Source organism: Streptomyces sp. 8N114, assembly GCF_052245835.1.
Taxonomy (GTDB): domain Bacteria; phylum Actinomycetota; class Actinomycetes; order Streptomycetales; family Streptomycetaceae; genus Streptomyces.
In genome coordinates, this window is the sequence record NZ_JBQQBT010000016.1 from 92,697 (window position 1) to 117,675 (window position 24,979).

21 protein-coding genes and 1 pseudogene are annotated in these 24,979 nt (G+C 71.9%); 10 read left to right on the plus strand and 12 right to left on the minus strand.

Annotated elements, in window-relative coordinates; translation table 11 throughout:
• Window positions 1-6: 6 nt before the first annotated feature.
• The 3 genes from ACTWQF_RS26805 to ACTWQF_RS26815 form a co-directional block, all read right to left on the minus strand.
• Window positions 7-1,593: a PTS transporter subunit EIIC gene (locus ACTWQF_RS26805; RefSeq protein WP_443282257.1), complete on the minus strand. Its 1,587-nt coding sequence runs from the start codon at window positions 1,591-1,593 to the stop codon at window positions 7-9.
• Between the two features lie 76 nt (window positions 1,594-1,669).
• The gene (gene murQ / locus ACTWQF_RS26810) at window positions 1,670-2,737 is read right to left on the minus strand and encodes an N-acetylmuramic acid 6-phosphate etherase (protein WP_443282258.1); all 1,068 of its coding nucleotides are present in this window, start codon (window positions 2,735-2,737) and stop codon (window positions 1,670-1,672) included.
• 184 nt (window positions 2,738-2,921) lie between these two features.
• On the minus strand, window positions 2,922-3,983 hold the full coding sequence (locus ACTWQF_RS26815) for a MurR/RpiR family transcriptional regulator (RefSeq protein ID WP_443282259.1): 1,062 nt from the start codon (window positions 3,981-3,983) through the stop codon (window positions 2,922-2,924).
• 91 nt (window positions 3,984-4,074) lie between these two features.
• On the opposite strand from ACTWQF_RS26815, the gene ACTWQF_RS26820 reads away from it, so the two are divergent.
• Together ACTWQF_RS26820 and ACTWQF_RS26825 are read left to right on the plus strand one after the other, a co-directional pair.
• Window positions 4,075-4,497 carry a hypothetical protein gene (locus ACTWQF_RS26820; RefSeq protein WP_443282260.1) on the plus strand — a complete coding sequence of 141 codons (423 nt, stop codon included), beginning with the start codon at window positions 4,075-4,077 and terminating at the stop codon, window positions 4,495-4,497.
• Between the two features lie 16 nt (window positions 4,498-4,513).
• Window positions 4,514-4,771, plus strand: coding sequence for a DUF4031 domain-containing protein (locus ACTWQF_RS26825; RefSeq protein WP_443282261.1), 258 nt, complete (start codon window positions 4,514-4,516; stop codon window positions 4,769-4,771).
• 72 nt (window positions 4,772-4,843) lie between these two features.
• Here ACTWQF_RS26825 and ACTWQF_RS26830 read toward each other — a convergent pair whose 3' ends face one another.
• Both ACTWQF_RS26830 and ACTWQF_RS26835 read right to left on the minus strand, forming a co-directional pair.
• Entirely contained in the window at window positions 4,844-6,163 is a 1,320-nt protein-coding gene (locus ACTWQF_RS26830; RefSeq protein WP_443282262.1) for a Cmx/CmrA family chloramphenicol efflux MFS transporter, read from the minus strand.
• Between the two features lie 52 nt (window positions 6,164-6,215).
• The gene (locus ACTWQF_RS26835) at window positions 6,216-6,986 is read right to left on the minus strand and encodes an HD domain-containing protein (RefSeq protein WP_443282263.1); all 771 of its coding nucleotides are present in this window, start codon (window positions 6,984-6,986) and stop codon (window positions 6,216-6,218) included.
• A 67-nt stretch (window positions 6,987-7,053) separates the two neighbouring features.
• Between ACTWQF_RS26835 and ACTWQF_RS26840 the strand changes: the two are divergent.
• Window positions 7,054-7,491 (plus strand): annotated as a pseudogene (locus ACTWQF_RS26840) (copper homeostasis protein CutC); the annotation flags it as partial.
• A gap of 134 nt (window positions 7,492-7,625) precedes the next feature.
• On the opposite strand, the gene ACTWQF_RS26845 reads toward ACTWQF_RS26840, so the two are convergent.
• Complete coding sequence (locus ACTWQF_RS26845) at window positions 7,626-8,984, minus strand: MFS transporter (RefSeq protein ID WP_443282264.1); 1,359 nt, start codon at window positions 8,982-8,984, stop codon at window positions 7,626-7,628.
• Window positions 8,985-9,191: 207 nt separating this feature from the next.
• Between ACTWQF_RS26845 and ACTWQF_RS26850 the strand changes: the two genes are divergently transcribed.
• A complete protein-coding gene (locus ACTWQF_RS26850) occupies window positions 9,192-9,572 on the plus strand; it encodes an ArsR/SmtB family transcription factor (protein WP_443282265.1) in 381 nt (126 codons plus the stop codon).
• Between the two features lie 240 nt (window positions 9,573-9,812).
• On the plus strand, window positions 9,813-11,900 hold the full coding sequence (locus ACTWQF_RS26855) for a bifunctional aldolase/short-chain dehydrogenase (protein WP_443282266.1): 2,088 nt from the start codon (window positions 9,813-9,815) through the stop codon (window positions 11,898-11,900).
• Window positions 11,901-11,997: 97 nt separating this feature from the next.
• Here the strand turns inward: ACTWQF_RS26855 and ACTWQF_RS26860 are convergent, their stop codons facing one another.
• Window positions 11,998-12,345: a hypothetical protein gene (locus ACTWQF_RS26860; RefSeq protein WP_443282267.1), complete on the minus strand. Its 348-nt coding sequence runs from the start codon at window positions 12,343-12,345 to the stop codon at window positions 11,998-12,000.
• A 42-nt stretch (window positions 12,346-12,387) separates the two neighbouring features.
• Between ACTWQF_RS26860 and ACTWQF_RS26865 the strand changes: the two genes are divergently transcribed.
• From ACTWQF_RS26865 to ACTWQF_RS26875, 3 genes are all read left to right on the plus strand, one after another.
• Window positions 12,388-13,290 (plus strand): helix-turn-helix domain-containing protein, encoded by a 903-nt coding sequence (locus ACTWQF_RS26865; protein ID WP_443282268.1) that lies wholly within the window; start codon window positions 12,388-12,390, stop codon window positions 13,288-13,290.
• Between the two features lie 42 nt (window positions 13,291-13,332).
• Window positions 13,333-14,574, plus strand: coding sequence for a helix-turn-helix domain-containing protein (locus ACTWQF_RS26870; RefSeq protein ID WP_443282269.1), 1,242 nt, complete (start codon window positions 13,333-13,335; stop codon window positions 14,572-14,574).
• 69 nt (window positions 14,575-14,643) lie between these two features.
• The gene (locus ACTWQF_RS26875; protein ID WP_443282270.1) at window positions 14,644-14,922 is read left to right on the plus strand and encodes a hypothetical protein; all 279 of its coding nucleotides are present in this window, start codon (window positions 14,644-14,646) and stop codon (window positions 14,920-14,922) included.
• Between the two features lie 12 nt (window positions 14,923-14,934).
• On the opposite strand, the gene ACTWQF_RS26880 is transcribed toward ACTWQF_RS26875, so the two are convergent.
• Window positions 14,935-15,552, minus strand: coding sequence for a TetR/AcrR family transcriptional regulator (locus ACTWQF_RS26880; protein ID WP_443282271.1), 618 nt, complete (start codon window positions 15,550-15,552; stop codon window positions 14,935-14,937).
• Between the two features lie 89 nt (window positions 15,553-15,641).
• On the opposite strand from ACTWQF_RS26880, the gene ACTWQF_RS26885 reads away from it, so the two are divergent.
• Window positions 15,642-16,487, plus strand: coding sequence for an SDR family oxidoreductase (locus tag ACTWQF_RS26885; protein ID WP_443282272.1), 846 nt, complete (start codon window positions 15,642-15,644; stop codon window positions 16,485-16,487).
• 443 nt (window positions 16,488-16,930) lie between these two features.
• On the opposite strand, the gene ACTWQF_RS26890 is transcribed toward ACTWQF_RS26885, so the two are convergent.
• Together ACTWQF_RS26890 and ACTWQF_RS26895 are read right to left on the minus strand one after the other, a co-directional pair.
• The gene (locus tag ACTWQF_RS26890; protein WP_443282273.1) at window positions 16,931-17,899 is read right to left on the minus strand and encodes a serine/threonine dehydratase; all 969 of its coding nucleotides are present in this window, start codon (window positions 17,897-17,899) and stop codon (window positions 16,931-16,933) included.
• A gap of 84 nt (window positions 17,900-17,983) precedes the next feature.
• Window positions 17,984-20,416: a HelD family protein gene (locus tag ACTWQF_RS26895; protein WP_443282305.1), complete on the minus strand. Its 2,433-nt coding sequence runs from the start codon at window positions 20,414-20,416 to the stop codon at window positions 17,984-17,986.
• Between the two features lie 835 nt (window positions 20,417-21,251).
• Between ACTWQF_RS26895 and ACTWQF_RS26900 the strand changes: the two genes are divergently transcribed.
• A complete protein-coding gene (locus ACTWQF_RS26900; RefSeq protein ID WP_443282274.1) occupies window positions 21,252-22,562 on the plus strand; it encodes an AMP-binding protein in 1,311 nt (436 codons plus the stop codon).
• 111 nt (window positions 22,563-22,673) lie between these two features.
• Here ACTWQF_RS26900 and ACTWQF_RS26905 read toward each other — a convergent pair whose 3' ends face one another.
• Both ACTWQF_RS26905 and ACTWQF_RS26910 read right to left on the minus strand, forming a co-directional pair.
• Window positions 22,674-24,359: a DNA repair helicase XPB gene (locus ACTWQF_RS26905; RefSeq protein WP_443282275.1), complete on the minus strand. Its 1,686-nt coding sequence runs from the start codon at window positions 24,357-24,359 to the stop codon at window positions 22,674-22,676.
• A 104-nt stretch (window positions 24,360-24,463) separates the two neighbouring features.
• Window positions 24,464-24,883, minus strand: coding sequence for a DUF3592 domain-containing protein (locus ACTWQF_RS26910; RefSeq protein ID WP_443282276.1), 420 nt, complete (start codon window positions 24,881-24,883; stop codon window positions 24,464-24,466).
• Between the last annotated feature and the right edge of the window lie 96 nt (window positions 24,884-24,979).

Below are 24,979 nucleotides of genomic sequence, written 5' to 3' on the forward strand. Positions count from 1 at the left end.
GCTCAGTCATACGAGCGAGCCGGGGCCGCCCGCGGGGGCCGGAGCCGGGTCGGGGTTCGGCTTCCCGGACGGCGGGGGTTCGGGGGAGGGACCCTCGGGGGCGGGGCCCTCAGAGTCGGCGGCACCCTTCGCCGGCGCGTTCAGCTCACTCAGCATCTGCTTGCTGAAGCCGAAGAAGTAGGTGGCCACGAAGCCGACCAGATAGCCCGCGGCCAGGCCGAGGGCGTAGATGGCGGCAATGGCGCCGAGCCCGTGGTTGCCCTTGAGGAGGGGGAAGAGGGCCCAGCCGGAGGGGCCGATGGCGGTCGAGCCGACCGAGGTGCCCAACTGGTAGAAGAGGCCCACGACCCCGCCGCCGAAGGCACCGCCCACGCACGCCGTGATGAAGGGGCGGCCCAGCGGCAGCGAGACGCCGTAGATCAGCGGTTCGCCCACACCGAGGAAGCCCGCGGGAAGTGCGGAGCGGATGGTCTTGCGGACCGAGGTGTTGCGGCGCAGCCGCAGATAGATGGCGACTGCCGCGCCGACCTGGCCTGCGCCCGCCATCGCGAGGATGGGCAGCAGCACGGTGTAGCCGCTCTGCTCGATCAGCGTGGTGTGGATGGGGATGAGCGCCTGGTGCAGCCCCAGCATCACCAGCGGCAGGAACAGCCCGCCCAGTACGAACCCGGCCGCCGCGCCGCCGTGCTGGAGCAGCCAGTCGGCGAGATGCCCGATGCCGGTGGCGATCTCGCCGCACACGTACATCAGCCCGAACAGCGTGACCAGCCCCGCGACCAGCACCGTCACCGTGGGCGTGATCAGTACGTCGACGGCGGACGGTACGAAGCGGCGGCACGCCTTCTCCACGTACACCGCCAGCACTGCCGCAAGCAGCGCGCCCAGCACACCGCCCTGCCCGGGGGCCAGTTTCTGGCCGAACGCCGTCACCTCCGCGACCCCGGGGAAGACGATGACGGCAGCGGCGGCCCCTCCCAGCACCGGCGTTCCGCCGAACTCCCGGGCGGTGTTCAGCCCGACGAAGACGGCGATCAGCGACATGAAGCCGTTCGCGATCGCCGTCAGCGCCGGGGTGAGTGCCGGGAGCCAGCCCGCGTTGGTGAACAGGCCGTTGAGGCCCGCGACGATGCCGCAGCCGATCAGCGCGGGAATGAGCGGTACGAAGATGTTGGCGATGCGGCGCAGCAGCAGCTTCACCGGCGTCGCGTTCTTCTCCTTACGTGCTGCGCGGATCGCCGCTCCCTCGGCCGCCAGGTCGTCGGCCGACTTGGCGGCGGTGGGGGCCTCCCCGGCTGACACCGGGTCCGGTGCCGCCTGGACCAGCGCTTCGAACTCCGGCGTGATCCGGGCGACCTTCCCCGGGCCGAGCACGATCTGGTACGTGTCGTCCTCCACCACGCCCATCACGCCCGGCAGCGCCTTGAGGGGCTCGTCCTGGACGAGGGAGCGGTCGGCCAGGCCGAGCCGCATCCGGGTCATGCAGTGGCTGACGGAGGTGACGTTCGCGGCGCCGCCCACCAGGGGGAGGATCGCCTCGGCGAGCTGTCTGTTCGGGTTGCCCTCAGGGCTTTCTTCGGTGCTGTCTGTGCTCATGGTGCAGTCGCTCTTCTTCGAGTGGTGCCATGGTGCGGATGGTTGAGGGATTGCTGTGGGGTCGGTCGGGCGCGCTTCACGCCTCGTCGGCGGCGGACCGCAGTGCCGCGCGCAGGTGGCCGTGCGAGGCAGCGAGCAGCCCTTCCGCGGTCGGGCCGTCGACGCCGCCGAGAATGGTGAGGATCGCCGCCTTGACCTCGCCGTCCGTGGCCGCCAGCGCCGCCTCGATCTCCTCGTCCGGCGCGCCGGTGGCCAGCGAGACGATGCGCCGCGAGCGCGCCCGCAGCTTCTCGTTCGAGGCGCGCACGTCCACCATCAGGTTTCCGTAGGTCTTGCCGAGCCGGATCATCGTGATGGTGGAGAGCATGTTGAGCACGAGCTTCTGCGCCGTGCCCGCCTTGAGCCGGGTGGAGCCGGTCAGCAGCTCCGGCCCGACGACGACCTCGATGCCGTGCTCGGCGGCCGCGCCGAGCGCCGAGCCCTCGTTGCAGGCGAGCCCCACCGTGAGCGCCCCACGGGAGCGCGCGTACTCGACGGCGCCGACGGCGAAGGGCGTACGGCCGGACGCGGAGATGCCGACCACCGTGTCGTCCGCCGCCAGGCCGAGCGCCACCAGGTCGGCCACCGCCGCCTCGGCGCTGTCCTCGGCGCCCTCCACCGAGTCCACCATCGCGTCGGGGCCGCCCGCGATCACCCCGGTGACCTGGCCCGGAGCCGCGTTGAAGGTGGGCGGGCACTCGCTGGCGTCCAGCACCCCCAGCCGGCCGGCCGTGCCCGCGCCCGCGTAGAGGAGCCGGCCGCCACGCGCCATCCGCTCCGCGATGGCGTCGATGGCGGCGGCGATCGCGGGCAGCTGCGCGGCGACGGCCGTGGGCACGGTGCTGTCCTCGCCGTTCATGATCTTCGCGATCTCCAGCGTGGGCAGCTGGTCGATCTCGGCCAGCTCGCTGCGGAACGCCTCGGTGGTGAGCGTGTCCAACTGCTGGCGCAGCTCGTCGTAACGGGAGGGCCCGGAGTCGGGATCGAGGCGGTCGGCGGACCGCGAGCCGGCCGACCGGGAGGCCGCCGACTGCGGCGCAGCGCCCTGCGCGGTGGCGGGCTGCCCGGTGCCGGAATGTGAGGTGGTCGTCTGTGAGGTGGTCATCGAGGCGCAGCTTTCTGTGGCTCGGGGCGGCGGGGTCCGGTGGCCTGGCGGCGGGCGCGTGCGGCCGGTCGGGGACGCGGTGCGGGTCGGCGGGAAACCTCAGCGGTGCGCGGCTGTCGGCGGAAACCTCAGCAGTACGCAGCGGTCGGCGGAAGCCGCAGCGGTGCGTGCTGTCGGCAGGGCCTCAGCGGGTGCGCGGGCGGGGGGAGTGGCGGTGCGCCAGTGCCTCGTACGAAGCGGAGAGCGCGGGCGCCGCCGTTTCGTATGTGCGCTGGGCCACCCCTATGAACAGGCAGTCGACCACGAGCAGCTGGCTCGTCCTGCTGGACATCGCCGCCGGGCGCAGCTCGCTCTCCCGCGCCGTGGAGGTGGTCAGTACGTGGTCGGCGTACTGGGCGACCTCGCCGTCCGGGCGGCCCGTGATCGCGATGGTCGTCGCGCCCCGGTCGAACGCGACCCGCAGCGGCTCTATGACATCCACCGTCCGACCCGAATGGGTGATGGCGAGCGCGACATCGCCCGCCCGCATCTGGACGGCGTTGGTGACGGCCAGATGGGGGTCCACATGGCTGTGCGCCACCATGCCGATGCGCAGCAGCTTCTGCGCCAGGTCCTGGCTGACGAGCCCGGAGGCGCCGACCCCGTACACATCGATCCGGCGGGCCGTGGCCATCGCCGAGACCGCAGCCTCGACCTGTGCGACATCGAGCGCTGCCGCGGTGTCGGCGAGGGTCTGCTGCTCGTCGAGCGCCAGCTTGGCGACGACATCGGCGATCGGATCGTCGACGACGATGTCGGCGGTCACGGCCGGGGCCGCGCCCGACTCCTGCTGCGCCGCGAGCCCGGCGAGGGCGAGCCGCAGATCGCGGTAGCCCGGATAGCCGAGCAGCCGGGAAGTGCGTACGACGGTGGCCTCGCTAGTGCCCGTGCGCTCGGCGAGCCCCGTGACGGTGAGCTGGGCACATCCCGCGGGGTCGTTGGCGACGGCCTCGGCGACGCGCTGCATCGAGCGCGTCATCGACGGCGCCATCGTGCGGACCTTGGCCGCGAGCGCGGTGGGGCCCGGGCGGTTGGCGGCGGTTGCGGAGGGGGCGCCGCTGCCGGTTTCACGCGCGCTGCTGCCGCTCTGGCGCGGGCCGTTGCGGGCGGTCTCGCCCGCGCTGCGGGGGGCCGGAGGCTGGGTGCCCGGCCCTGCCGCCCGGCGCCCCGGGCGGAAGGCGAAATTTTCCTTCAGATCGCTGCTCACGGGTGGAAGGTATTTTCATATCGGTCCTTCGTCAATGCCCGACGCGGCGCGAGCTGTGATCGTTTCGGGCTCGCAGTGGTGCAATGGAGGTATGGAACCGAAGGAATCCGCATCCGACTCGGGTCCCCCCGAAAAGGGCCCCCACGGCGAGGGCCACCAGAACGCGCTGGAGCGGGCGCTGCACGCGGCCCGCGCACTGATCCTCGCCGACCTGGAGGCGAGCGATGTCGCGCGCGCCGACATCGTCTCGCTCGTCGAGGCAGCGGTCACCCACCGCCGCTGGTGGGTCGGCCAATGGCCGGAAGGCGTGGCCTTCGTCGACGGCCTGGTGGCGCAGGACGTGCAGGACGCGCTGCTCGAACGGTACGGGCGCTGGCCCGTCTGCCCCGTATGCGTCGGCCCCGACTTCCACGCACTCGACGTCGAACCCGAGCTCGGCGAGGAGCCGCACTGGGTCTGCGGCAAGACCTCGACAGTGGTGGCCCGGGTGGGTTACCTGGGCAGCAAGCTGTGAGCCCGGGGCCCACGGGGTGACCGTCTATATCGACCCGCCGATATGGCCGGGGCACGGCCGCATGTGGTCACATCTGGTGAGCGACGTCTCGTACGAGGAACTCCACGCGTTCGCGGCGCTCATCGGCTCCCCACCGCGCGCCTTCGACGGGGACCACTACGACGTTCCCTCGACGCTGTACGACACCGCGGTGCGCGCCGGAGCGGTCCCGGTCGGCTCCAAGGAACTCCTGCGCCGCCTCACGGCCGCGGGCCTCCGCCGCCGCAAACGCTGACGCGGGCGCGCCCCGAAGGGGCGCGGGGAACGGCGCGCTCAGCCACTGTGCAGCCGCAGTTCGCGTACTGCATCAGCCCCTACGGCGGGTTTCGCCCGGTCCGGCACCGCCGGTTACGTCTCGTACGGTGCGCGCCGTTGCGGCGGGAGCGGCAGCAAGAGGGGGCTGCCCCGCCCCCGGGGCCCCGGCGACCACGCGGGACCGCGCATGCACCCGGGAGCCGACGGCAGTCATCAGCACCGCGCCCGCCGCCATGACCGCGCCGACCCAGGCCACCGCCGCGTATCCCCACCCCGCGGAGATGGCCAGGCCGCCCAGCCAGGGCCCCACCGTGTTGCCGATGTTGAACGAGGCTGTGGCCGTGGCCCCCGCGAGGGTCGGGGCCGCGTCGGCGGCGCTGAACATCCGGGCGTTCAGCGCGGGCCCCGTCGTGAAGGCCGTGACGCCGAGCATCAGCGCCAGCGCGATCGCCACCCAGCGGTACTCGGCGAGCAGCGCCAGCAGGGCCAGCACGGTGGTCGACGCCGCGATGCCGCCGTACATCGTGCCGAACAGATGTGCGTCCGCGATCCGCCCGCCGATCACCGTGCCGATCAGCCCGCCGAGCCCGAACAGCGCGAGCACGCTGGGTACCCAGCTCTCCGGCAGCCCGGCCACATCGGTGAGCAGCGGTGCGAGGTAGGAGAAGAGCGCGAAGACAGCGCCCGCGTTCAGCGCGATGGTCAGCAGTGCGAGCCACACCTGCTTGTCGCGGTAGATCCGCAGCTCACGCCGGAGGTTGGGCGCGTCGGCACCCGTCGGCACGGCGGTACGCGGCACCAGCGCCAGCACCCCGACCAGCCCGACGGCCGCCAGCGCGGCGACCGCCCAGAACGCCGAGCGCCACCCGGCCTGCTGCCCCAGGAACGAACCTGCCGGAACGCCCGCGACGTTGGCGATGCTCAGCCCGCCCAGCATGATCGCCATGGCGCGGGCCCGTGCGTTCTCCGGCACCAGCGAGACGGCGACCGCGGCACCCACCGCCCAGAACCCGGCGCAGGCCAGCGCGCTCACCACTCGCGAGACGAACAGCACCTCGTAGGTGGGCGCGAGCGCCCCCGCGACCTGCCCCAGCATGAACGCGGTCAACAGCGCGATCAGCGTCGTACGGCGCGGCAGCTTCAACGTCGCCGCCGCCAGCACCGGCGCCCCGACCACCATCCCCACCGCGAACGCCGACACCAAAAGCCCCGCCTTCGGAATCGACACCCCCAGATCCCGGGCCAACGGCTGAAGAATCCCCGAAAGCATGAACTCCGAGGTCCCCAGCGCGAAGACGGAGAGCCCCAACACATAGACCGAAACCGGAACACGAGCGGAAGCCGCCCCACCCCGTACGAGATCGCCAGGCATGCCCCCTCAACCGGTGGTGCCACCTCCGCATTCCCGGCCGCCGACATCCGACTCACGCCTGGAGCAGTTGCAGCTCCGTCGTCAGGTTATGGCGGGCGGTGGGTTCCCATTGGGTGCGGCCGTAGGGGGTGCGGAAGAGGTGGGGGAGGCCGAGGAGTTGGCGCAGGACGGTGGTGCGGCCCTCGCGGAAGGCGGCGTCGGGGACGAAGGCGTACTCCTGGCGGACCTCGGCGGCGTAGTGCGCGTAACTCTCGGGGGAACCGGCCAGGACAGCGAGGTCCGCGTCGCAGAGCAGTTCACCGTTGAGATCACCGGGGGCGGGGTCATGGCTGATCGTGAGGCGGACGAGGCGGGCGACCTCGGCGGTACGCGCCTGAGGCACCCCTGCCTCGGGCAGCGCGCGTTCGGCGAGCCGGGCGCTGCGCTCCTCGTTCTCGCTGCGGTCGGGACGGTAGACGGCGTCATGGAACCAGGCGGCGAGGCGTACGGCGTCCAGGTCCGCACCCGGGAGCGGGCCGGGAACAGTGCTCGCGGTGGTGGGCTCCTGCCCCGCGGGTGTGAGGGAGGAGGCGGGGGAGAGATGCGCGGCGAGTTCGTCGACGCGGTCGAGCACGGCGCGCAGGTGGGTCGTGGTGTGGTAACGGCGGTGGGGCTCGGCCCAGCGGCCGAGCAGCTCCTCGCCGTACGGTGCGGGGTCGGGACCCTCGGCGCCTTCGCGGGCACTGACCAGCAGCGCGTTCCAGCGTTGGAGCAGCGCGCGGTGCACGCCGTCCGACGGGCTGTTCCCGGCCCGGTCGCCGTCTGGGGGGTCTGTTGTCGGCATCGGGCAATTGTCGTCCGAAGGGAGCGCCGTCTTCCAGCGCACTCCGCCGTATGGCAATCTGTTCGGCATGTCTAGACCAATTCTCGAGGTGGTTGCGCTCAGCGCGGAAGACGCTGCTGCCGCGGAGGCCGGAGGAGCGGACCGCCTTGAGGTGGTCACCGACATGGCTGCCGACGGGCTCACCCCGTCCTTGGAGACCTTCACCGCCGTCCGGGAGGCCGTCGGCATCCCCCTTCGGGTGATGCTGCGGCTCGCCGACGGCTTCAGCGCCGGGGGCGACGCCGGGATCGAGGAACTGCGCGCCCGGGCCGACGCGCTGCGTACGGCGGGCGCCGAGGAGTTCGTTCTCGGCTTCCTCGACGACGCCGGGCAGGCGGACCTGCGTGCGGTCGAGGCGGTGACGGCCGTCGTCCCCGGCTGCCGATGGACGTTCCACCGCGCCCTCGACCGCGCCGCCGACCGCGACGCCCTGCGCAAGCAACTCGCCGACACGCCCGGTCTCGACACGTACCTCACCGCGGGCTCCCCGGACGGTGTCGCCGAGGGATACCGGACGCTGCTCGCCGAAGCCGCCCGCGGCGCGGCGCACGAGCCCGGTTACGGCCCCCGGCTGCTGGTCGGCGGCGGCCTGACCCTCGCTCACGTCCCCGGCCTGCGCCAGGCAGGCATCGACGCCTTCCACATCGGCAGCGCGGCCCGCCCCGAGGGCTGGACGGCCCCGGTCGACTCCGGAGCGGTGCGCACCTGGCGCCGGGCCCTGGACCAGCCCTGACGCGCGGCGACAACCCCGCGCGGGCCGCCGTCACCCTTGTCCCTTTCGCGGAGCACAGCCACCGCCCCCGCCAGGGACAGCCCGGCGACGGTGGCGCCGAACAGCAGGGTGGCCGTATTCAGTGAAGTCGCATCGCTGAGGGCACCGGCGGCCACCGGAAGGGCACCGGCCAGCAGATATCCGCCCGCGGTGAGGGCGGCGTTGGCCTCGGCGAGGCGTCCGGCCGGGACGCCCGCGCTGAGCATGGTCAGGGCACCGAGCTGGGTGAGGCCCTGGCCGAGTCCGGCGAGTACGGCGGAGGCGACGAGCGCGGGTACCGAGGTGGTACGGACGGCGAGGACGAGCGTGGCCATGCTCACCACGGTCAGCGCAGCCCCGGTCAGCAGATCCGTCCGCACCCGCAGCCGGCGCGCGGCGAACTGGATCCCCGTCGCGGCGGCGAACAGGACGAAGATGGTGGCCCCGGAGAGTATCCGGCTGCTGGTGTGCAGCAGGTCGGCGAGCAGGGTTGGGCCGAGCGACAGCACGAAACCGGTGGCCGCGATCGCGGGTGCGAACACAGCGAGACCGAGCAGGAGCTGACGCCGGTTGGCGCGCGGCGCGGAGGGGATACGCACCCAGCGCCGCGACCCCGAGTGCACGGCCCCGGCGGCCCGGCGCGGCAGCGGCATCCGCAGTACGACCACCAGCGCGGCCAGCAACAGGCCGAGCTGGACCAGGAAGACGGTGACGGACGGCCCGGGCACCAGCTCGGACAGCAGCCCCGCCAGCAGTGGGCCGACAGCGGCGCCGCCGACCATCGAGGACGAGGCGACGAGCCCCGCGGTTCGCTTCTGCGTACGGTCCGCGAGGTCGGAGACGGCTGCCATCCCGGCGGAGAGGAACGCGCCGACCGCGATCCCGCTCAGCAGCCGCGCAACGAGGAGTACAGGTACGGAGTGCGCGGTGGCGAACATCGCGGAGGCGACCAGGCCGAGCGCCAGTCCGGGCAGCAGCACCGGCTTGCGGCCGAAGCGGTCGGAGAGGGTGCCCGCGACGGTGAGGGTGCCCAGGAGTCCGGCGATGTAGAAGGCGTAGATCGCCGTCAGCGTGGCGGCGGAGAAGCCGATCCGGTCCTGCCACAGCACATAGAGCGGCGCGGGTTCGTTGGAGAGGGCGAGCACGGCGACGACGGGCCAGGCGGCCAGCCACATCCAGCGTACGGATCGTGCGGACAGCGTGGACATACGGGGACTCCTGGGCAGGGGAGGGCGCGGAGGGGTGTACGAGTAGACTCGTACAAGTAGTACGAGAGAATTCGTACCAGCGGCGAGTAGTACGATGCAACTCGTACTTCTTGAAATGCGCTGCCCAGTCGCCGTACCGTCCGCCGAGGATCCGCCGAGCGGTCCGTCGAGAGGTCAGCAGTACGGTCCGCTGTCGAAGGAGAACCGATGAGCGACACGGCCCTCGCCCGGGACTTCCGCATCCCGCCGCCCCCACCCGGTGCCGAGCTCCCCGAGCCGCTGCCCGAGCCCGCCCGGGACGAGATCCGGCTGGAGACGGTGATGGCGGCACTCAGTGATCCGCTCCGGATCGGCGTGGTCCGCAAGCTTCTGCTGGAGTCGGTCGATTTCGACCACACCTGCACCTGGTTCGAGCTGGACCGCCCCAAGTCCTCGCTCACCCACCACTTCCGCGCCCTGCGCGAGGCGGGGCTCATCCGGCAGCGCCAGTACGGCCCTTCCCGTCGTAACCAGGTCCGTATCGAGGACCTGGAGGCGCGCTTTCCTGGGCTCCTCGCCTTGGTCGCCGACTGGACGCCAGGCGGCTGAGCCGCGCCTTCGCCTGTTCTGGGTAGGGGCTGCCCCTGTCTGACGTTCACAGGCTGCGGGTGTGTTTTGGTTGAGCGCTCCCCCAAGTTCTCGGCTTCGCTCGAACAGGGGGCACCCCCATCGCGGCGGAGCCGCACATGAACACAGCCCCGCGCCCCTGACGGCGCGCCGCCCCGTTGACAGCCCTCAACGGCCCCCTCTAGCTTGCCTTTTGAATCGTTTCACGAGCGAAGGAAGCGCATGCCCTCCTCGTCCCACCACCTCGCCGTGGCCGCTCTCCTCGGCCGCGCCCATACGCTCGGCGCCGATCCGCGCAACACCAACTACGCGGGAGGGAACGCCTCCGCCAAAGGTGCCGCCACCGACCCCGTCACCGGGCAGCCCGTCGAGCTGATGTGGGTCAAGGGGTCGGGCGGAGATCTGGGGACGCTCACCGAGCAGGGGCTGGCCGTGCTGCGGCTGGACCGGCTGCGGGCGCTCACCGCCACCTACCCCGGCGTGGAGCGCGAGGACGAGATGGTCTCGGCGTTCGACTACTGCCTGCACGGCAAGGGCGGCGCCGCACCGTCCATCGACACGGCCATGCACGGACTGCTGGACGCGGCGCACGTCGATCATCTGCACCCGGACTCCGGCATAGCCCTCGCCTGCGCGGCCGACGGCGAGAAGCTGACCCGGGAGTGCTTCGGCGAGTCCGTCGTATGGGTGCCCTGGCGGCGCCCCGGATTCCAGCTCGGGCTGGACATCGCCGCCGTCAAGGAGGCCAATCCGCAGGCGGCCGGCGTCGTACTCGGCGGGCACGGGATCACCGCGTGGGGCGGCACGTCCGAGGAGTGCGAGCGCAATTCGCTGTGGATGATCCGTACGGCGGAGGAGTTCCTGGCGCGGCACGGCGCACCGGAACCGTTCGGTCCGCTCCTCGGTGACGGTTACCTGCCGCTGCCCGAGTCCGAACGCCGGGCGCGAGCAGCCGCGTTGGCGCCCGTACTGCGCGGGCTGGCCTCGAACGTCAACAGTCGGACCGGTGACGCCGATAGCTTCAGGGCTGGAGGGCTCGTCGGGCACTTCACCGACGCCGAGCCCGTACTGGACTTCCTCTCCCGCGCCGAGCACTCCCGGCTTGCCGCGCTCGGCACCTCCTGCCCGGACCACTTCCTGCGTACCAAGGTCCGCCCTCTCGTCCTCGATCTGCCCGCCACCGCGCCCCTCGACGAGGCGATCTCCCGGCTGCGCGAGCTGCATGCCGCGTACCGCGAGGAGTACGCCGCCTACTACGCCCGGCACGCCACCGCCGACTCACCCCCGATGCGGGGCGCCGGCCCGGCGATCGTTCTCGTACCCGGCGTCGGCATGTTCTCGTTCGGCAAGGACAAGCAGACGGCGCGGGTGGCGGGCGAGTTCTATCTGAACGCCGTCAATGTGATGCGGGGCGCGGAAGCCGTCTCCTCCTACGCGCCGATCGAGGAGTCGGAGAAGTTCCGGATCGAGTACTGGGAGCTGGAGGAGGCCAAGCTGCGGCGCATGCCCGAGCCCAAGCCGCTGGCGGCCCGGATCGCGCTGGTGACGGGGGCCGCCTCCGGTATCGGCAAGGCGATCGCCCGGCGGCTGTCGGCCGAGGGTGCGTGTGTGGTGGTCGCGGACCGCAACGGTGCGGACGCGGCTGCGGTCGCCGAGGAGTTGGGCGGGCCGGACAAGGCCGTCGCCGTCACCGTCGATGTGACCGGCGAGGAGCAGATCGAGGCCGCGTTCGCCGCGGCGGCACTGGCGTTCGGCGGCGTGGACCTCGTCGTCAACAACGCGGGCATCTCCCTCTCCAAGCCCCTCCTGGAGACCACCGCCGCCGACTGGGACCTCCAGCACGACATCATGGCCCGCGGTTCCTTCCTCGTCTCCCGCGAGGCGGCCCGGCTGATGCGGGCACAGGGGCTGGGCGGCGACATCGTCTACATCGCCTCCAAGAACGCGGTCTTCGCGGGCCCCAAGAACATCGCCTACGCCGCGACCAAGGCTGACCAGGCCCACCAAGTGCGGCTGCTCGCCGCCGAACTGGGGGAGTACGGCATCCGCGTCAACGGCGTCAACCCGGACGGCGTCGTCCGCGGCTCCGGCATCTTCGCCGGCGGCTGGGGCGCCCAACGCGCGGCCGTCTACGGGGTGGACGAGGACAAACTGGGCGAGTTCTACGCCCAGCGGACGCTGCTGAAGCGCGAGGTCCTGCCGGAACACGTCGCGGCAGCCGTCTTCGCCCTCACGGGCGGCGATCTGACCCGTACGACGGGGCTGCACGTCCCGGTGGACTCGGGGGTGGCAGCGGCGTTCCTGCGGTGAGGGCCCGGGGCGTCGTTTCCCGAGGCCCGGGGCGGCGCTTCCCGAAGTCCGGGACGGTCGCTTCTCGAAGCCCGAGGCAGCGTTTCCCGAAGACTGGTCAGAGCATTCCGACGAAGGAGAGGACGATCAGTCCGACGACGAAGACGGTGAAGCCGAGCCGGGTGCGACCGCGCCGCCCCAGCTCGATCATGAGGGCCGACAGGGCAGTGGCGGCCACGAGTACGCCGATGATCAGCGCGGACTTGTTCCCCTGTACCGCCTGGACCGTCTCGCCGATCCCGCCGAGCAGATACACGGCGCCGGCCAGCATGAGGGCCCGTCGTGCGTTGGCAGGGGTGTTCCTCCGCTGCCGGAGGAACGCCCTCCGCTCGGCCGGGGAGGACGTCCGCATCCGCAGGACGTCCTGCTGGAGTCTCTCGTAGTCATTGCTGCCTGGGGCGCTCATGCCCGCACGATAACGCCATCCGGCGCTGCGTACGCTGGCCGGGTGGGCGGCCAGGGTGAGGGGATCGTGAAGGCGGCGATGGGTCCGCTGCTCCGCCATGAGGACCGGTACGGCGGCGACGCGGTGGCATCCGCGGCCCGGCGGATATGGACGACCGAACGGGCACGACTGGGTCCGACGGCCGACAAGGGGCGGGCGGCCGAGGTCGCGGAGCTCGCCCAGATCGCCGGCTGGCTCCTCTTCGACGCGGGCCGGAAGCACGAGGCCCGCCATGCCTTCGCCGACTCCCATGCGCTGGCCGTGCGCGCCGGTGACCGCCCCCGACAGTGGTTCGCCCTCGACATGCTCGCCATGCATGCCGTCGGCACCGCCGCCCCGGCCCAGGCCCTCGCCCTCTCCCAGGAGTTGCTGACCCGCCCCGGCGTACCCCCGCGGGTCGCCCTGCTGGCCCACGTACGACAGGCCCGCGCCCTGGCGCAGACGGGCGAGCGCGCCCGAGCCCGCGAGGTGATGCGCCGGGCACGAGGCGGACTCCAGGACTCCCTGGCCCCGCGCGACCCCGCCTGGACCTGGTGGGTCGACGAAACGGAAGTCCTCGGCCACGAGGCGGCGATGCTGCTGGCCCTGGGAGAGCCGGCCGCCGCCGTCCCCCTCTTCCACCGCGTCAATGAACTGACCCCGCCCGGCCGCGCCGCCCTCTACCACTCCGTCGCCGAGCTCACCGCCCAGACCCACGCCGGCGCCTGGCCTGAAGCCGCCACCACCCTGACCCGCACCGCCCACCTCCTCCCCACCGTCTCCTCCACCCGCACCACCACCCGCCTCCACCGCACCCTGCACACCCTGAACCGGAGTGCCCCGAAATGGCTCTCGGACCATGCCCACGACATGCTGAGGGCCGTCGCGCGGCCTGTTCACCCAGCCCTCGCGCAGGGCAATCCCTAAGCTGAGAAGGGAAGTCGGCTGGAAGGGGTGGGTGCGGTGGTGATGGGTGGAAACTGTGAGAACGAGCCCGTGGCGTTCGGGCAGCGGGTTCGGGTGTTGCGGGTGCGGCGCGGGTTGAGCCGCGAGGTGCTGGCCGGGCTGCTGGGGCGGTCCGCGAGCTGGGTGAAGCAGATCGAGGGCGGACGGCTGCAGATGCCGAAGCTGCCGATGGTGTTGCGGATCGCCGAAGTGCTGCGCGTGGGCGATCTGGCCGAGCTGACCGGGGAGAGCTCCATGGCCACAGCGCTGTTCACCGGCCCGGGACACCGGCGGCTGCCCGAGGTGCGGGCGGCCATCGACGCCTTCCCGTTCAGCGCGCGGAGCCGCGAGGCCCCCAGCGCGATGTATCTGCGCGAACGCCTCGCCAGGGCGTGGGCGGCGCGGCACGCGGCACCGCACCACCGCGACGTGGTCGGCGCGTTGCTCCCCGCGCTGGTCGAGGACGCTCAACTCGCCGTCCTCCAAGCCGACACCGCACCCCAGCGCCGTGCCGCGCAGGCCGTGCTGGCCGAGACGTACGCGCTCAGCCAGTTCTTCCTGGCCTATCAGCCCGACGCCGCGCTGCTGTGGCGGGCCGTCGAGCGCGGCATGGTCGCGGCTCAGGAGTCGGAGGACCCGCATGCGATCGGCGTCGCCGCGTGGCTGGGGGCCCAGGCCCACCGGGACAGCGGGCACGCCCACTTCGACACCGCTGACGCGGTCACCCATGCCACGCTGCGTCACCTGGAGCCGCTGCTGCCGGACGCGGACGACGACGTACGGGCCATCGCGGGAGCCCTCCGCTTCGAGGCCGGGTACACGGCCGCGCGCCGCGGCGAGACCGGCACCGCCTGGCACCACTGGGATGCGGCCCACGCCGTGGCCCGGCGACTCCCGGCCGACTACTTCCACCCGGTGACATCCTTCTCCCGCGCGGTCATGAGTGCCCACGCCGTGACCGTCGCGGTCGAGCTGCACGCCGGCGGCGAGAGTGCACGTCAGGCGGGTGCGGCCGACACCCTCGGGCTGCCGTCCCGACCCCGCCGGGCCCGCCACCACATCGAACGCGCCCGCGCCTACCAACTCGACGGCCGTTCCGAGGAATCCCTCACCGCCCTGACCCACGCCTACGACGCCGCCCCGGAAACCGTCCGCTACAACGGCTACGCCCGCCGCATCCTCTTGGAGGAGACGGCCGCCAAGAGCCCGTCCCGCCGCCGCCGGGCCGGGGAGCTAGCTGCTCGCGTGGGCGTCCTGACCGCCTGAGCGACAGAACAGGCCAGGGGGGCACAAACTGTGCCCTTTCCTCGGTAGCCCCTCTCCTACGGTCCTGCCATGGATGATTACGAACAAATGCGGCTGCTGCCGTGGGTGAGTGACATGGGCAAGCCGTGCTATCTGGTCGGCGATCCCGACGGCGTGGTGGCGACATTCGCGGACCGCGTCGAGGAGCACCAACTGGCAGCCGCGCAGGCGGTCCTCGCGGAGGCGCACGCCGTGTTGGACGAGCCCGCGGCCGGGGCGCTCGCGCTGCGGCTGGCGCTCAAGAAGGTGGTGGCGAGCCTCGCCGACGTACTCCGGATCGTGGAGAGCAGGTGGAAGGAGCTTCGCTGAGGGGCGGCCCGGTCAGAGGGAGTCCAACCAGCGCAGCAGGCGCGCTCCCTCGCGGGTCATGATGTCCGGGTCGCGGAGGGCGTTGGCCAGGAGGGACATGCCCTGGTAGGTGGAGACGAGGGTGATGGCGAGGTCGTCCGGATCGGACAGGCCCAGGGCGCGGAACTGGTGGCCGGCCCAGTCCAGCAGCTGCCGGAGCACGGCGCCGACCTCCGCGTCGAGGGTCCCGTCCGCCCGCTTGTCGAGCTCGACGGCCAGGGTGCCGGTGGGGCAGCCGTGCCGGGCGGCGAGATCGCGCTGCTCCAGCCAGGCTTCGACCAGGCCCTTGAGCCGCTCACGCGGGTCCGGCAACTCGTCCAACCGACCGGTCAGTTCGTCCAGGTGCGCGCTGTGCTCGGACAGCGCCGCCTGGACCAGTTCGTCCTTCGTCTTGAAGTAGTAGTAGACGTTTCCGACGGGTACGTCGGCCGCGCGCGCGATGTCGCCGAGGGTGGTGCGTTCGACGCCCTGCTCGTGCAAGACCCGGGCCGCCGCCGTCGTGAGCCGTCGACGCTTCTCCGAGCCCCGCGCCCGCGGCTTCGACGCTCGGGGCTTCGACGCCCGCGTCTCCGGCTTTGCTGAGTCAGTCACCCGACTAACTATAGACGGCTCCCGGTCGAGCTGTGCTACGGTCCGTCCAGGTAACTAAGTCAGCCAACTAACTTATTTAGGGGATCGTCATGATCGTGGTGACTGGAGCGACCGGCAACATCGGAGGGACGCTGGTGCCGCTGCTGGCCGAGGCGGGGGAAGAGGTCGTCGCGGTCTCGCGGCGAGCACAGATCGAAGGGCTCCCGGCAGGGGTGCGGCACGCCCAGGCAAACCTGGGGAACTCCGCGAGCATGCGGCCGGTCCTCACAGGCTCCGACGCCCTCTTCATCCTGCTGGGCGGCGAACTCAACGGCCCCGGCGAAAGCGCCGAGGCGCTGCTGGACGTGGCCATGGAGGCAGGAGTCGAGCGGGTCGTCCTGCTCTCCTCGCAGATCAACTCCACCCGCCCACACGCCCCCTCACACGCGCGCCTGCAAGAGTTCGAGGCCGCTGTGGGTGCGTCAGGGGCGGAGTTCACGATTCTGCGCCCGGGCGGGTTCGCCTCCAACGCCTACGCCTGGGCCGAGTCGGTCCGTACGAAGCGCACGGTGTTCGCCCCGTTCGGCGATGTGGCACTGCCGGTCGTCGACCCGGCGGACATTGCCGAGGTCGCCGCCGCCGCGCTGCGCGAGGACGGTCACGCGGGGCGTACCTACGAGCTGACCGGCCCCGAGGTGATCAGCCCGCGTCACCAGGCCGCGGTGATTTCCGAGGCTCTGGGCGAGGAGGTGGCCTTCGTGGAGTTGTCCCGCGAGGAAGCCCACGCCCACCTGGCGCAATTCATGCCGGAGGAGGTCATCGGCAGCACCCTGGACATCCTCGGCGCCCCGCTTCCGGCGGAGCAGGTGATCAGCCCGGACATCGAACGGGTCCTCCGCCGTCCGGCCAGGCCGTTCGGCGAGTGGGTGGCGCGCAACCTGCCCGCCTTCAAGTAGCTGCCCAGCGCGGCGACCCCCGGGCCCCGAAACCGCCGAAGCCACCACTGCCGGCTGCCTCGTCTCAGTGAAGGGTCGGCGCCCAGGGGCGCACGCCGACCCCCCGCACAACTTTCAAAAAAGGAGACCCCCACCCCCGGCCCGACCGGCCACCGGCGTGCCACGAGCGGAGCGAGAGTACGAAACCGCAACCCCAAGGCGGCAGCAGCCAGCTCCCCCGCAACCCATACCGACCGCCCGGTCGGCTCACGAACCCCAACCCCGCGACGGCGGCGGCACGGCGCCCAGCCCCCCACTCACCCGCACCGGCAACCAGCACGCACCGCAACCCACGACCCCTCCCCCCGTAGCCAGCCCCAAGGCGCGTTCGCACGAAACAAAAACCCGGCAACCAACGCCAAATTTACGCATCCCAGCAAACCCGCCACCCCAGGACGGAGCCCTCACCCCCCGAGCTCACCCGGATCCGCATTGCCCCCGCACAACACCACAACAACCCGCTCCCCAGCGGAAGGCACATAAGCTGCCCCCTCCCCAACTCCCACCGCCCCCTCAACGGCGGCAACGGCAGTAGCCGCCGCATTCTCGACGGCCAACCGATACCGCTCCCACAACTCCCGCCGCGCCGACACCACCGCCTCATCCCTCACCAACACCGACCGCACATTCCGATGCCCCGCAGCGGACAACGCCATCGGCGTGGCCCGCCGCGCCCCCAACGCATCAGCGGCGACGGAGTCGACCGTCACATCGACCACGCGCCCCGCCTCCAGCGCGGCGTTCAGCGCCCGGCACCGCTCGGGCTCGACAGCCACCACCCGGATCCCGTGGTGCTCCGCGGCCGCCGCGACCCCGGCGAACAGGCCGCCCCCGCCCACCGACACCACCACGGTGTCGACGAGCGGCACCTGAGACCGGATCTCCTCCACCAGCGTTCCGGCCCCCGCCGCGATCAGCGGATGGTCGTACGCGTGCGACGGCAAAGCGCCGGTCTCGGCCGCGAACGCCTCGCACGCCGCCGCGGCCTCCGCGTACTCCGTACCGACGAGCCGCACATCGGCCCCGTACGCACGCAGCCGGTCGACCTTCACCTGCGGCGCCGTCTCCGGGACGAACACCGTCGCGGGCACCTCCAGCCCCCGCGCGGCCCAGGCGCACGCGAGCCCCGCGTTGCCGCCGGACGCAAGGGTGACGCCCGCGTCGGGCAGCTCCCCACGCTCCCGATGCGCGAGCAGGAAGTTGAGCGCGCCCCGCGCCTTGAAGCTCCCGGTGTGCTGCATGAATTCCAACGCGAAGAACAACTCGTACTCCGGCGCGGCCCCGGCGTCCGCACGCGCGACCGCGACAGGACGAACGCCGTCGGCAACCCGATCGGCGGCGGTCTTGACATCTCCGTAAGAAAGATGGTGCACAGCGCGACTCCTGGACGTGCTCAGACGTGCTCGGATGTGAAGGGACAAAGGGGCAAAGAGGCAAACATCTACATTACGGCTACGTTACGGCCTCGCACCGACCGCCCCGTCAACTCGTCGGCCGCCCGTCAACACACCCGCCGACAGCGCCCCCGGAAGTGGCGCCGCGTGTACCACGACGAGCCCCGAAACCGCTCGGGTCAGCGAGACGTACAGCCGGCGCAGTCCCGTCCGCTCGTCCGGCTCGCCAGCCACGATCGCGGCGGGCTCGTCCAGCACCACGTAGTCGTACTCCAGACCCTTCGCCAGCGTGGCCGGTACGAGCGTCAACCGCGCGTGAGCGCTGGTCTCCTCACCGGGCGACAGACAGTCGAGCCCCGCGGCGTCCAGCGCGGCCCGCAGCGCGGCGACCCGCGAGTCGGCGGCGATCAGCCCGACCGACCCCTCCCGCTCCAGCACCTCCCGGCAGGCATCCACGACCATCCGATCGAGCGTTTCACCGACCGACGGCGACGACAGCGAGGACAACGCATCCGGCGAAGACGGCGACGACGGCGACGAAAACGCATCCGGTGACGACGGCGACGACGGCGACGACGGCGCACCGGGCAAAGACGCCGCCGACGCCGCATCCGGCGAAGAAGGCCCATCCGGCGCATCCGGCGAAGCCGGAACCCGCCGCACCGCAAAGTCCCCCGGCGACTCCCGCACCGACGTCGCGGGCCGCAACCCCGGCGCGATTGCGGGCAACAACCGCGACGCGTACGCGATCACCTCCCGCGGCACTCGGAACCCCTCCGTCAACTCCTCCAACACGGCGCCTGGTTTCCCCAGATGCTCCAGGGCGGCCTCCCAACTCTCGGTGGCCCACGGTGTGGTGCCCTGCGCCAGATCGCCCAGCACGGTCGCCGACCCGGTCGAGCAGCGCCGCCCCACCGCCCGGTACTGCATCGCGGAGAGGTCCTGCGCCTCGTCCAGCACCACATGCCCCAGGGAGGGGGTGCGCTGCACCAGGTCGGCGGCCTCGTCCACCAGCACCACATCGGCGGCCGACCACTTGGCGCTTCTGACCCCGCGCGGCGCCTTCTCCCACAGGATCGCCCGCTGCTCCGCCGGGCCGAGCACGCCCTCCGCCTGCTCCGCGAGGAACTCCGCGTCGGACAGCAGCCGCAGTACCAGCTTCGCCGGATCGACCGCCGGCCAGACCTGGCGCAGCACGGCCTTCACCGCGGCGTTGCGCGCGACGGCGTCCTGTACGCGGTCGTCGGGCGCTTCCCCGGCCTGCTCCATCCGCACCAGCACGGCGTGTGCGATCCGCTGCGGCAGCGCCTCACGCGCCGCGCCGTACCGCATGTCGCGCGCCAGCAACTCCCGCACCAGCTCCTCGATCTCGTACGCGGGAATGCGCCACCGGCGCGAGCCGCGTACCACCACGCAGGGTTCGTCCGGGAGCGGGCGCACGCCCGCGCGCACGGCACGGCGCAGCACCTCCGCCATCCGCGCAGCGCCCTTGATCCGGGCCGCCTCCGCGCTGTCCACCGCCCGTACGGGAACGTCGGGCCGCGCCACCAGCGCCTCGACGGTGGTCTGCCGCACTGCCACCTCGCCCAGCGCGGGCAGCACTTGCTCGATGTAGCGGAGGAAGGAGTCGTTCGGGCCGATGACGAGCGTGCCCGTACGGTTCAGCCGCTCCCGGTGCGCATACAGCAGATACGCCACCCGGTGCAGACCGACCGCTGTCTTCCCCGTCCCCGGTGCCCCCTGCACGCACACGGTGCCGTCGATCCCGGCACGTACGATCTCGTCCTGCTCGGGCTGGATCGTGGCGACGATGTCCCGCATCGGACCGACGCGGGGGCGCTCGATCTCGGCCTGGAGCAGCGCGCTGGTGCGGCGGGGTTCACCCCGGGCCCGCCCCGCGTCCGTGGCTGCGGCGGGGCCGGTCAGATGCTCGTCCTCGTACGCGGTCAGCTCGCCGCCCGTGTACCCGAACCGCCGACGCAGCGCCACACCCTGCGGGTTCTTGGAGGAGGCGCGGTAGAACGGCTGCGAGACGGGGGCCCGCCAGTCGATGACCATGGGGTCGCCGTCCGCGTCGTGGACATGCCGCCGCCCGATGTAGAACGAGTGGCCGCCGCCGGACGAATCCCCGTCACTGTCGGAGGCGTCCCCGGCGTCGTCCCCGATCTCGTCCCGGTAGTCCAGGTAGTCGAGGCGGCCGAAGAACAGCGGCGCGTGCGCCAGATCGGCCAGCGACGCGATACGGGCCTCGATACCGGAGGCGAGCACCTCGGCGTTGACCCAGTTCGCGGTCACGTCGCGGATGTCGAGGGCCTCCGCGTCGGCCCGCATGGACCGCAGCGCGGCACGCGAGGCCGCGAGGTGGGCGCGTTCGCGTCCGAGGGGATCGTCGTCGGGGGAGGGCTGATCGGTCGGGTCGGGTGCGGATCGAGTGGTCACCAGGCTGCCTCCGGCGGGCACGGTACGGGCACCTGCATGCCACACGCGGGCATGCATGCGGGCACCCGCATCGGTCCGGCGCATGCGGATGACGATCCAGGGCATGCGGATACATGAATGCAGGGCGCAGCACACGGGTGCGGGCGTACAGATGGACAGGTCTACGCAGATCTACGTACAGGTCTACGAACGAGCCCGGCCGGTTTCCGTGCGGCGGGCGCCTCGCGCCGAGAGGGGCGGCGAGGGGGCAAGTCGGGGATTGTAGCCACGTCCTGGGAGGGCGGGCGAGCCGTTTTCGGGGCTGCCCCGGACGATGACGTTTCGATGTCCGGGCGGTGACTCGATTAAGGTCGTCGCCCGGCGGCAATCAACGGCGATCCGGGACGGTCCGCCCTCCCGGGGACGAGGGAGGCGGCACGGGTGACTGGCAGTGGCGCCGCGTACCCCAGCCCCGCGCGCGCTGCAAACCCGTCCGACCAGCTCCTTCACAGCCCGGCCCAGCAGCTGCCACCGTGCGCGCGGGCGGCGTACACGGCGGCGACGTACCGCCATGTCCCGCTGACACCGGGCGTTACCCGGGCAAGAATCAGCAGGGACGGCCAGGCCGGCAATCCGGCTGCCCACCCGGAGACGACTGCCCGAGGACGGCCCCGGGAACGACCGGACCGGAGGCGTCCGCCCCGGAGACCAGGGAAGAGACGGGTAGGACCGACAAGACGGACCGACAAGACGGACGGATACCCGGCCGCTCCCGCCGACAGGCACCGCCGCCAGGCAACCGCCTACCGGCACCGCCGACAGGCACCCGTCGGCAGGCCCCTGCCTGCCGACGCCGCCGACAGGCATCAGGACGGCCGACGACCAGAGTGTGAAGAGGCCCGAGGAGGCCGGTGTGCGAAGCACAATGCAGGACATCCCGCTGACCGTGACCCGGCTCTTGGTGCACGGGGCGCTCGCGCACGGGACGTCCCAGGTGACCACCTGGGCGGGAACGGCAGGCGGGGCGGAACCCGACCGCCGTTCGTTCCTCGACACGGGCGTCCGCGCCATCCAGCTCGCCGGCGCCCTCCACGACGACTTCGGGGTGGACGACGGGGACACCGTCGCCACTCTCATGGCCAACACCGCCGATCACCTGGAGGCGTATCTGGCGGTGCCCTCCATGGGCGCCGTCCTGCACACGCTCGACCCGTGGCTGCCCGCCGACCAGCTCGTCGCGGCGGCGGTGCGCGGCGGCGCCGAGGTGCTGATCACCGATCCCACGGGGCTCGCCCCGCTCGCCTCCGTACTGCCTCGCCTCAAACACCTGCGGCATGTGGTCGTCGCGGGCGGCAGTGACTCGGCGGCCGTGGTCAGCGGCACCGCCTACGGCGCCGAGGTGCACGACTACGAGGAGTTGATCACCGACCGCCGCAAGCGCTACGACTGGCCCGAGATCGACGAGAGAGACGCGGCGGTGCTCTGCCACGCCGCGTCCACCGACGGCACAGCCCCGCGCGGGGTCGCCTACAGCCACCGCGCGCTCTATCTGCACGCCCTCCAGGCGCAGACCCCGCAGGCGTACGGCATCGGCGAGGACGATCTCGTGCTGCCCGTCGTACCGATGTCCCGGATGCTCGCCTGGGGGCTGCCGTACGCCGCGTTCGCCGGCGGTGCCTCACTGCTGCTGCCCGGCGCCTACGACCAGGCCGCGCCGCTCGCCGAGATGGCCGAACGGGAGCGGCCCACCCTCGCGGTCGCCGACCCGGCCGTGTGGGACGGGGTGCTGGAGGAGCTGGCAGCGCACCCCAGGGACCTGTCCTCGTTGCGGGAGGCCGTGGTGGTGGGCGGGCCCGGAGAGGAGCCCGGTGGTCCGCTGCTGGCGCAGGAGCTGGGCTGGCGGCACGGCATCAGCACGGCGGCGGCCTGGGGAGCGCCCGAGACGCTCTCCCCGGCGTGCGTGGCCCGCCCCGAGTCCGGCCACTACCGCTTCCCCGCCTCGGTCGAGTACGGCGTCTCAGGGCCCGACCAGACGCCGCTGCCCTGGGACGGCCAGTCCCAGGGCGAGCTGCTGCTGCGCGGCCCGTGGATCACCGCCTCGTACGTGGAGGACGAGGCGCCGTTGCACGAAGGCTGGCTGCGTACCGGCGAGACCGCGACCATCACCCCGGACGGCCGCGTCGCCATGAAACCCCCGAAAACCTCCTCCTGGGAGGGCCGCTGAGGGTTGGGGGTGCGCCCCGAAGGGGCGCGGGGAACTGCGCGACCAGCCACAACGCAAGCCGCAGCCCGCAAACGCCAGACAGGGGCACCCCCTCACCGGACCAACGGAGAGCTACACCTCATCGGGCTCCGGATCGGCACTCTCCACACCCGTACCGTCCGCCAGCAACTCCACCGAGTCCACGATCCGGTACGCGTACCCCTGCTCGGCGAGGAAGCGCTGGCGGTGCGCCGCGAAGTCCTGGTCGATGGTGTCGCGCGCTACAACGGAGTAGAACCGCGCCTCGTGGCCGTCGGCCTTCGGCCGCAACACCCGCCCGAGCCGCTGCGCCTCCTCCTGTCGGGAACCGAAGGTTCCCGACACCTGTATCGCCACGGTGGCCTCGGGCAGGTCGATGGAGAAGTTGGCCACCTTGGAGACCACCAGACAGGTCAGCTCGCCCGCACGGAAGGCGTCGAAGAGCTTCTCGCGCTGGGCGTTGCTGGTCTCGCCCTTGATGACGGGCGCCCCGATGTGCTCGCCCAGCTCGTCGAGCTGGTCGATGTACTGGCCGATCACCAGCGTCTGCTCGCCCTCGTGGCGCCGCACCAGCGCTTCGGTGACCCGCCGCTTGCTGTCGGTGGTCGCACAGAAGCGGTACTTCTCCTCCTGCTCTGCCGTCGCGTAGGCGAGCCGCTCGGCGTCGGTGAGGGTGACACGGACCTCGACACAGTCGGCGGGCGCGATGTAGCCCTGGTTCTCGATCTCCTTCCAGGGCGCGTCGAACCGCTTGGGGCCGATGAGGGAGAACACGTCCGACTCGCGCCCGTCCTCCCGTACGAGGGTCGCCGTCAGTCCGAGGCGGCGGCGGGCCTGCAGATCAGCCGTGAACTTGAAGACCGGCGCGGGCAGCAGATGCACCTCGTCGTAGACGATCAGCCCCCAGTCGCGGGAGTCGAAGAGCTCCAGGTGCGGGTAGACGCCCTTCCGCTTCGTCGTGATCACCTGGTACGTGGCGATGGTGACGGGGCGAATCTCCTTCTTCGTCCCGCTGTACTCGCCGATCTCTTCCTCGGTCAGCGAGGTGCGCCGCACCAGCTCGTGCTTCCACTGGCGGGCCGAGACGGTGTTGGTGACCAGGATCAGCGTCGTCGCCTGCGCCTTGGCCATCGCACCGGCGCCCACCAGCGTCTTTCCGGCGCCGCACGGCAGCACGACGACTCCGGAACCGCCGTGCCAGAAGCCCTCGACGGCCTGCTGCTGGTAGGGGCGCAGCGCCCACCCGTCCTCGTGGAGATCGATACGGTGCGCCTCACCGTCCACATATCCGGCCAGGTCCTCGGCCGGCCAGCCCAGCTTCAGCAGCACCTGCTTGATCTGGCCGCGCTCGGAGGGGTGCACGGCCACGGTGTCCGGGTCGATCCGCTCGCCCACCAGCGGCTGGATCTTCCTGGACCGCAGTACCTCCTCCAGCACCGGCCGGTCGCTGGTCTCCAGCACCAGCCCGTGCGTGGGGTGCTTGCTGAGGCTGAGCCGCCCGTACCGCGCCATCGTCTCCGCGATGTCCACGAGCAGCGCGTGCGGCACCGGATACCGCGCGTACTCCACCAGCGCGTCCACCACCTGCTCCGCGTCGTGCCCGGCGGCCCGCGCGTTCCACAGCCCCAGCGGTGTCACCCGATAGGTGTGCATGTGCTCCGGAGCCCGCTCCAGCTCCGCGAACGGCGCAATTGCCCTCCGGCACGCCTCGGCCAGCTCGTGATCGACTTCGAGCAGCAGCGTCTTGTCGCTCTGCACGATCAGGGGGCCACCGTTCACGCGTCACCCTTTCGACGTTCGGTTCGGGGGACCAAACGTCCAGTGTGCCCCACCGACGGACCAAGCGGGCGAGCCACTCGATGGGGCGAGCGTCGAGCATCACGTCAGGAAGACGCCGTACGACGCGTGGTCCCTGCCCTCCGATAGCGGCGCAGCAGGGCGATGCCCACGCAGGTCCCGGCGAGGCCGGCGGCGGTGGCGGCCACGGGGAAGCCGTAGCGGTACAGGGCGTTGGTGTCGAAACGGACGTCGGTGGCTGGGCGGGCGGGGTCGTAGCGGATGGGGGCGTGGTCGCCGACGGTGGGCAGTTCGTCCTCGGCGCGCCGCTCGGTGAACGCGACGGGGTGGCCTTCGCGGGTGGTGAAGCGGTAGGCGACCGGGTAGCAGGCGTACTCCGTACTGCCGCTCTTGCCCGCGTTGCGGACACAGGTCTTCTTCTCGCCGATGCCGGTGACGGTCGCCTCGGCCCATTCGGCACGGCTCGCAAACAGGGCGGCTTCGACGAGCAGGACGGCACCGGCCACGGCCACTCCCCCGGCAGCCACCGTGAACCCCCACAGCCCCTTTGGCGTTCCCGGTTTCGCGCGTCGCCCACCAGCACCGGCCCTCGCCCCGGCCCC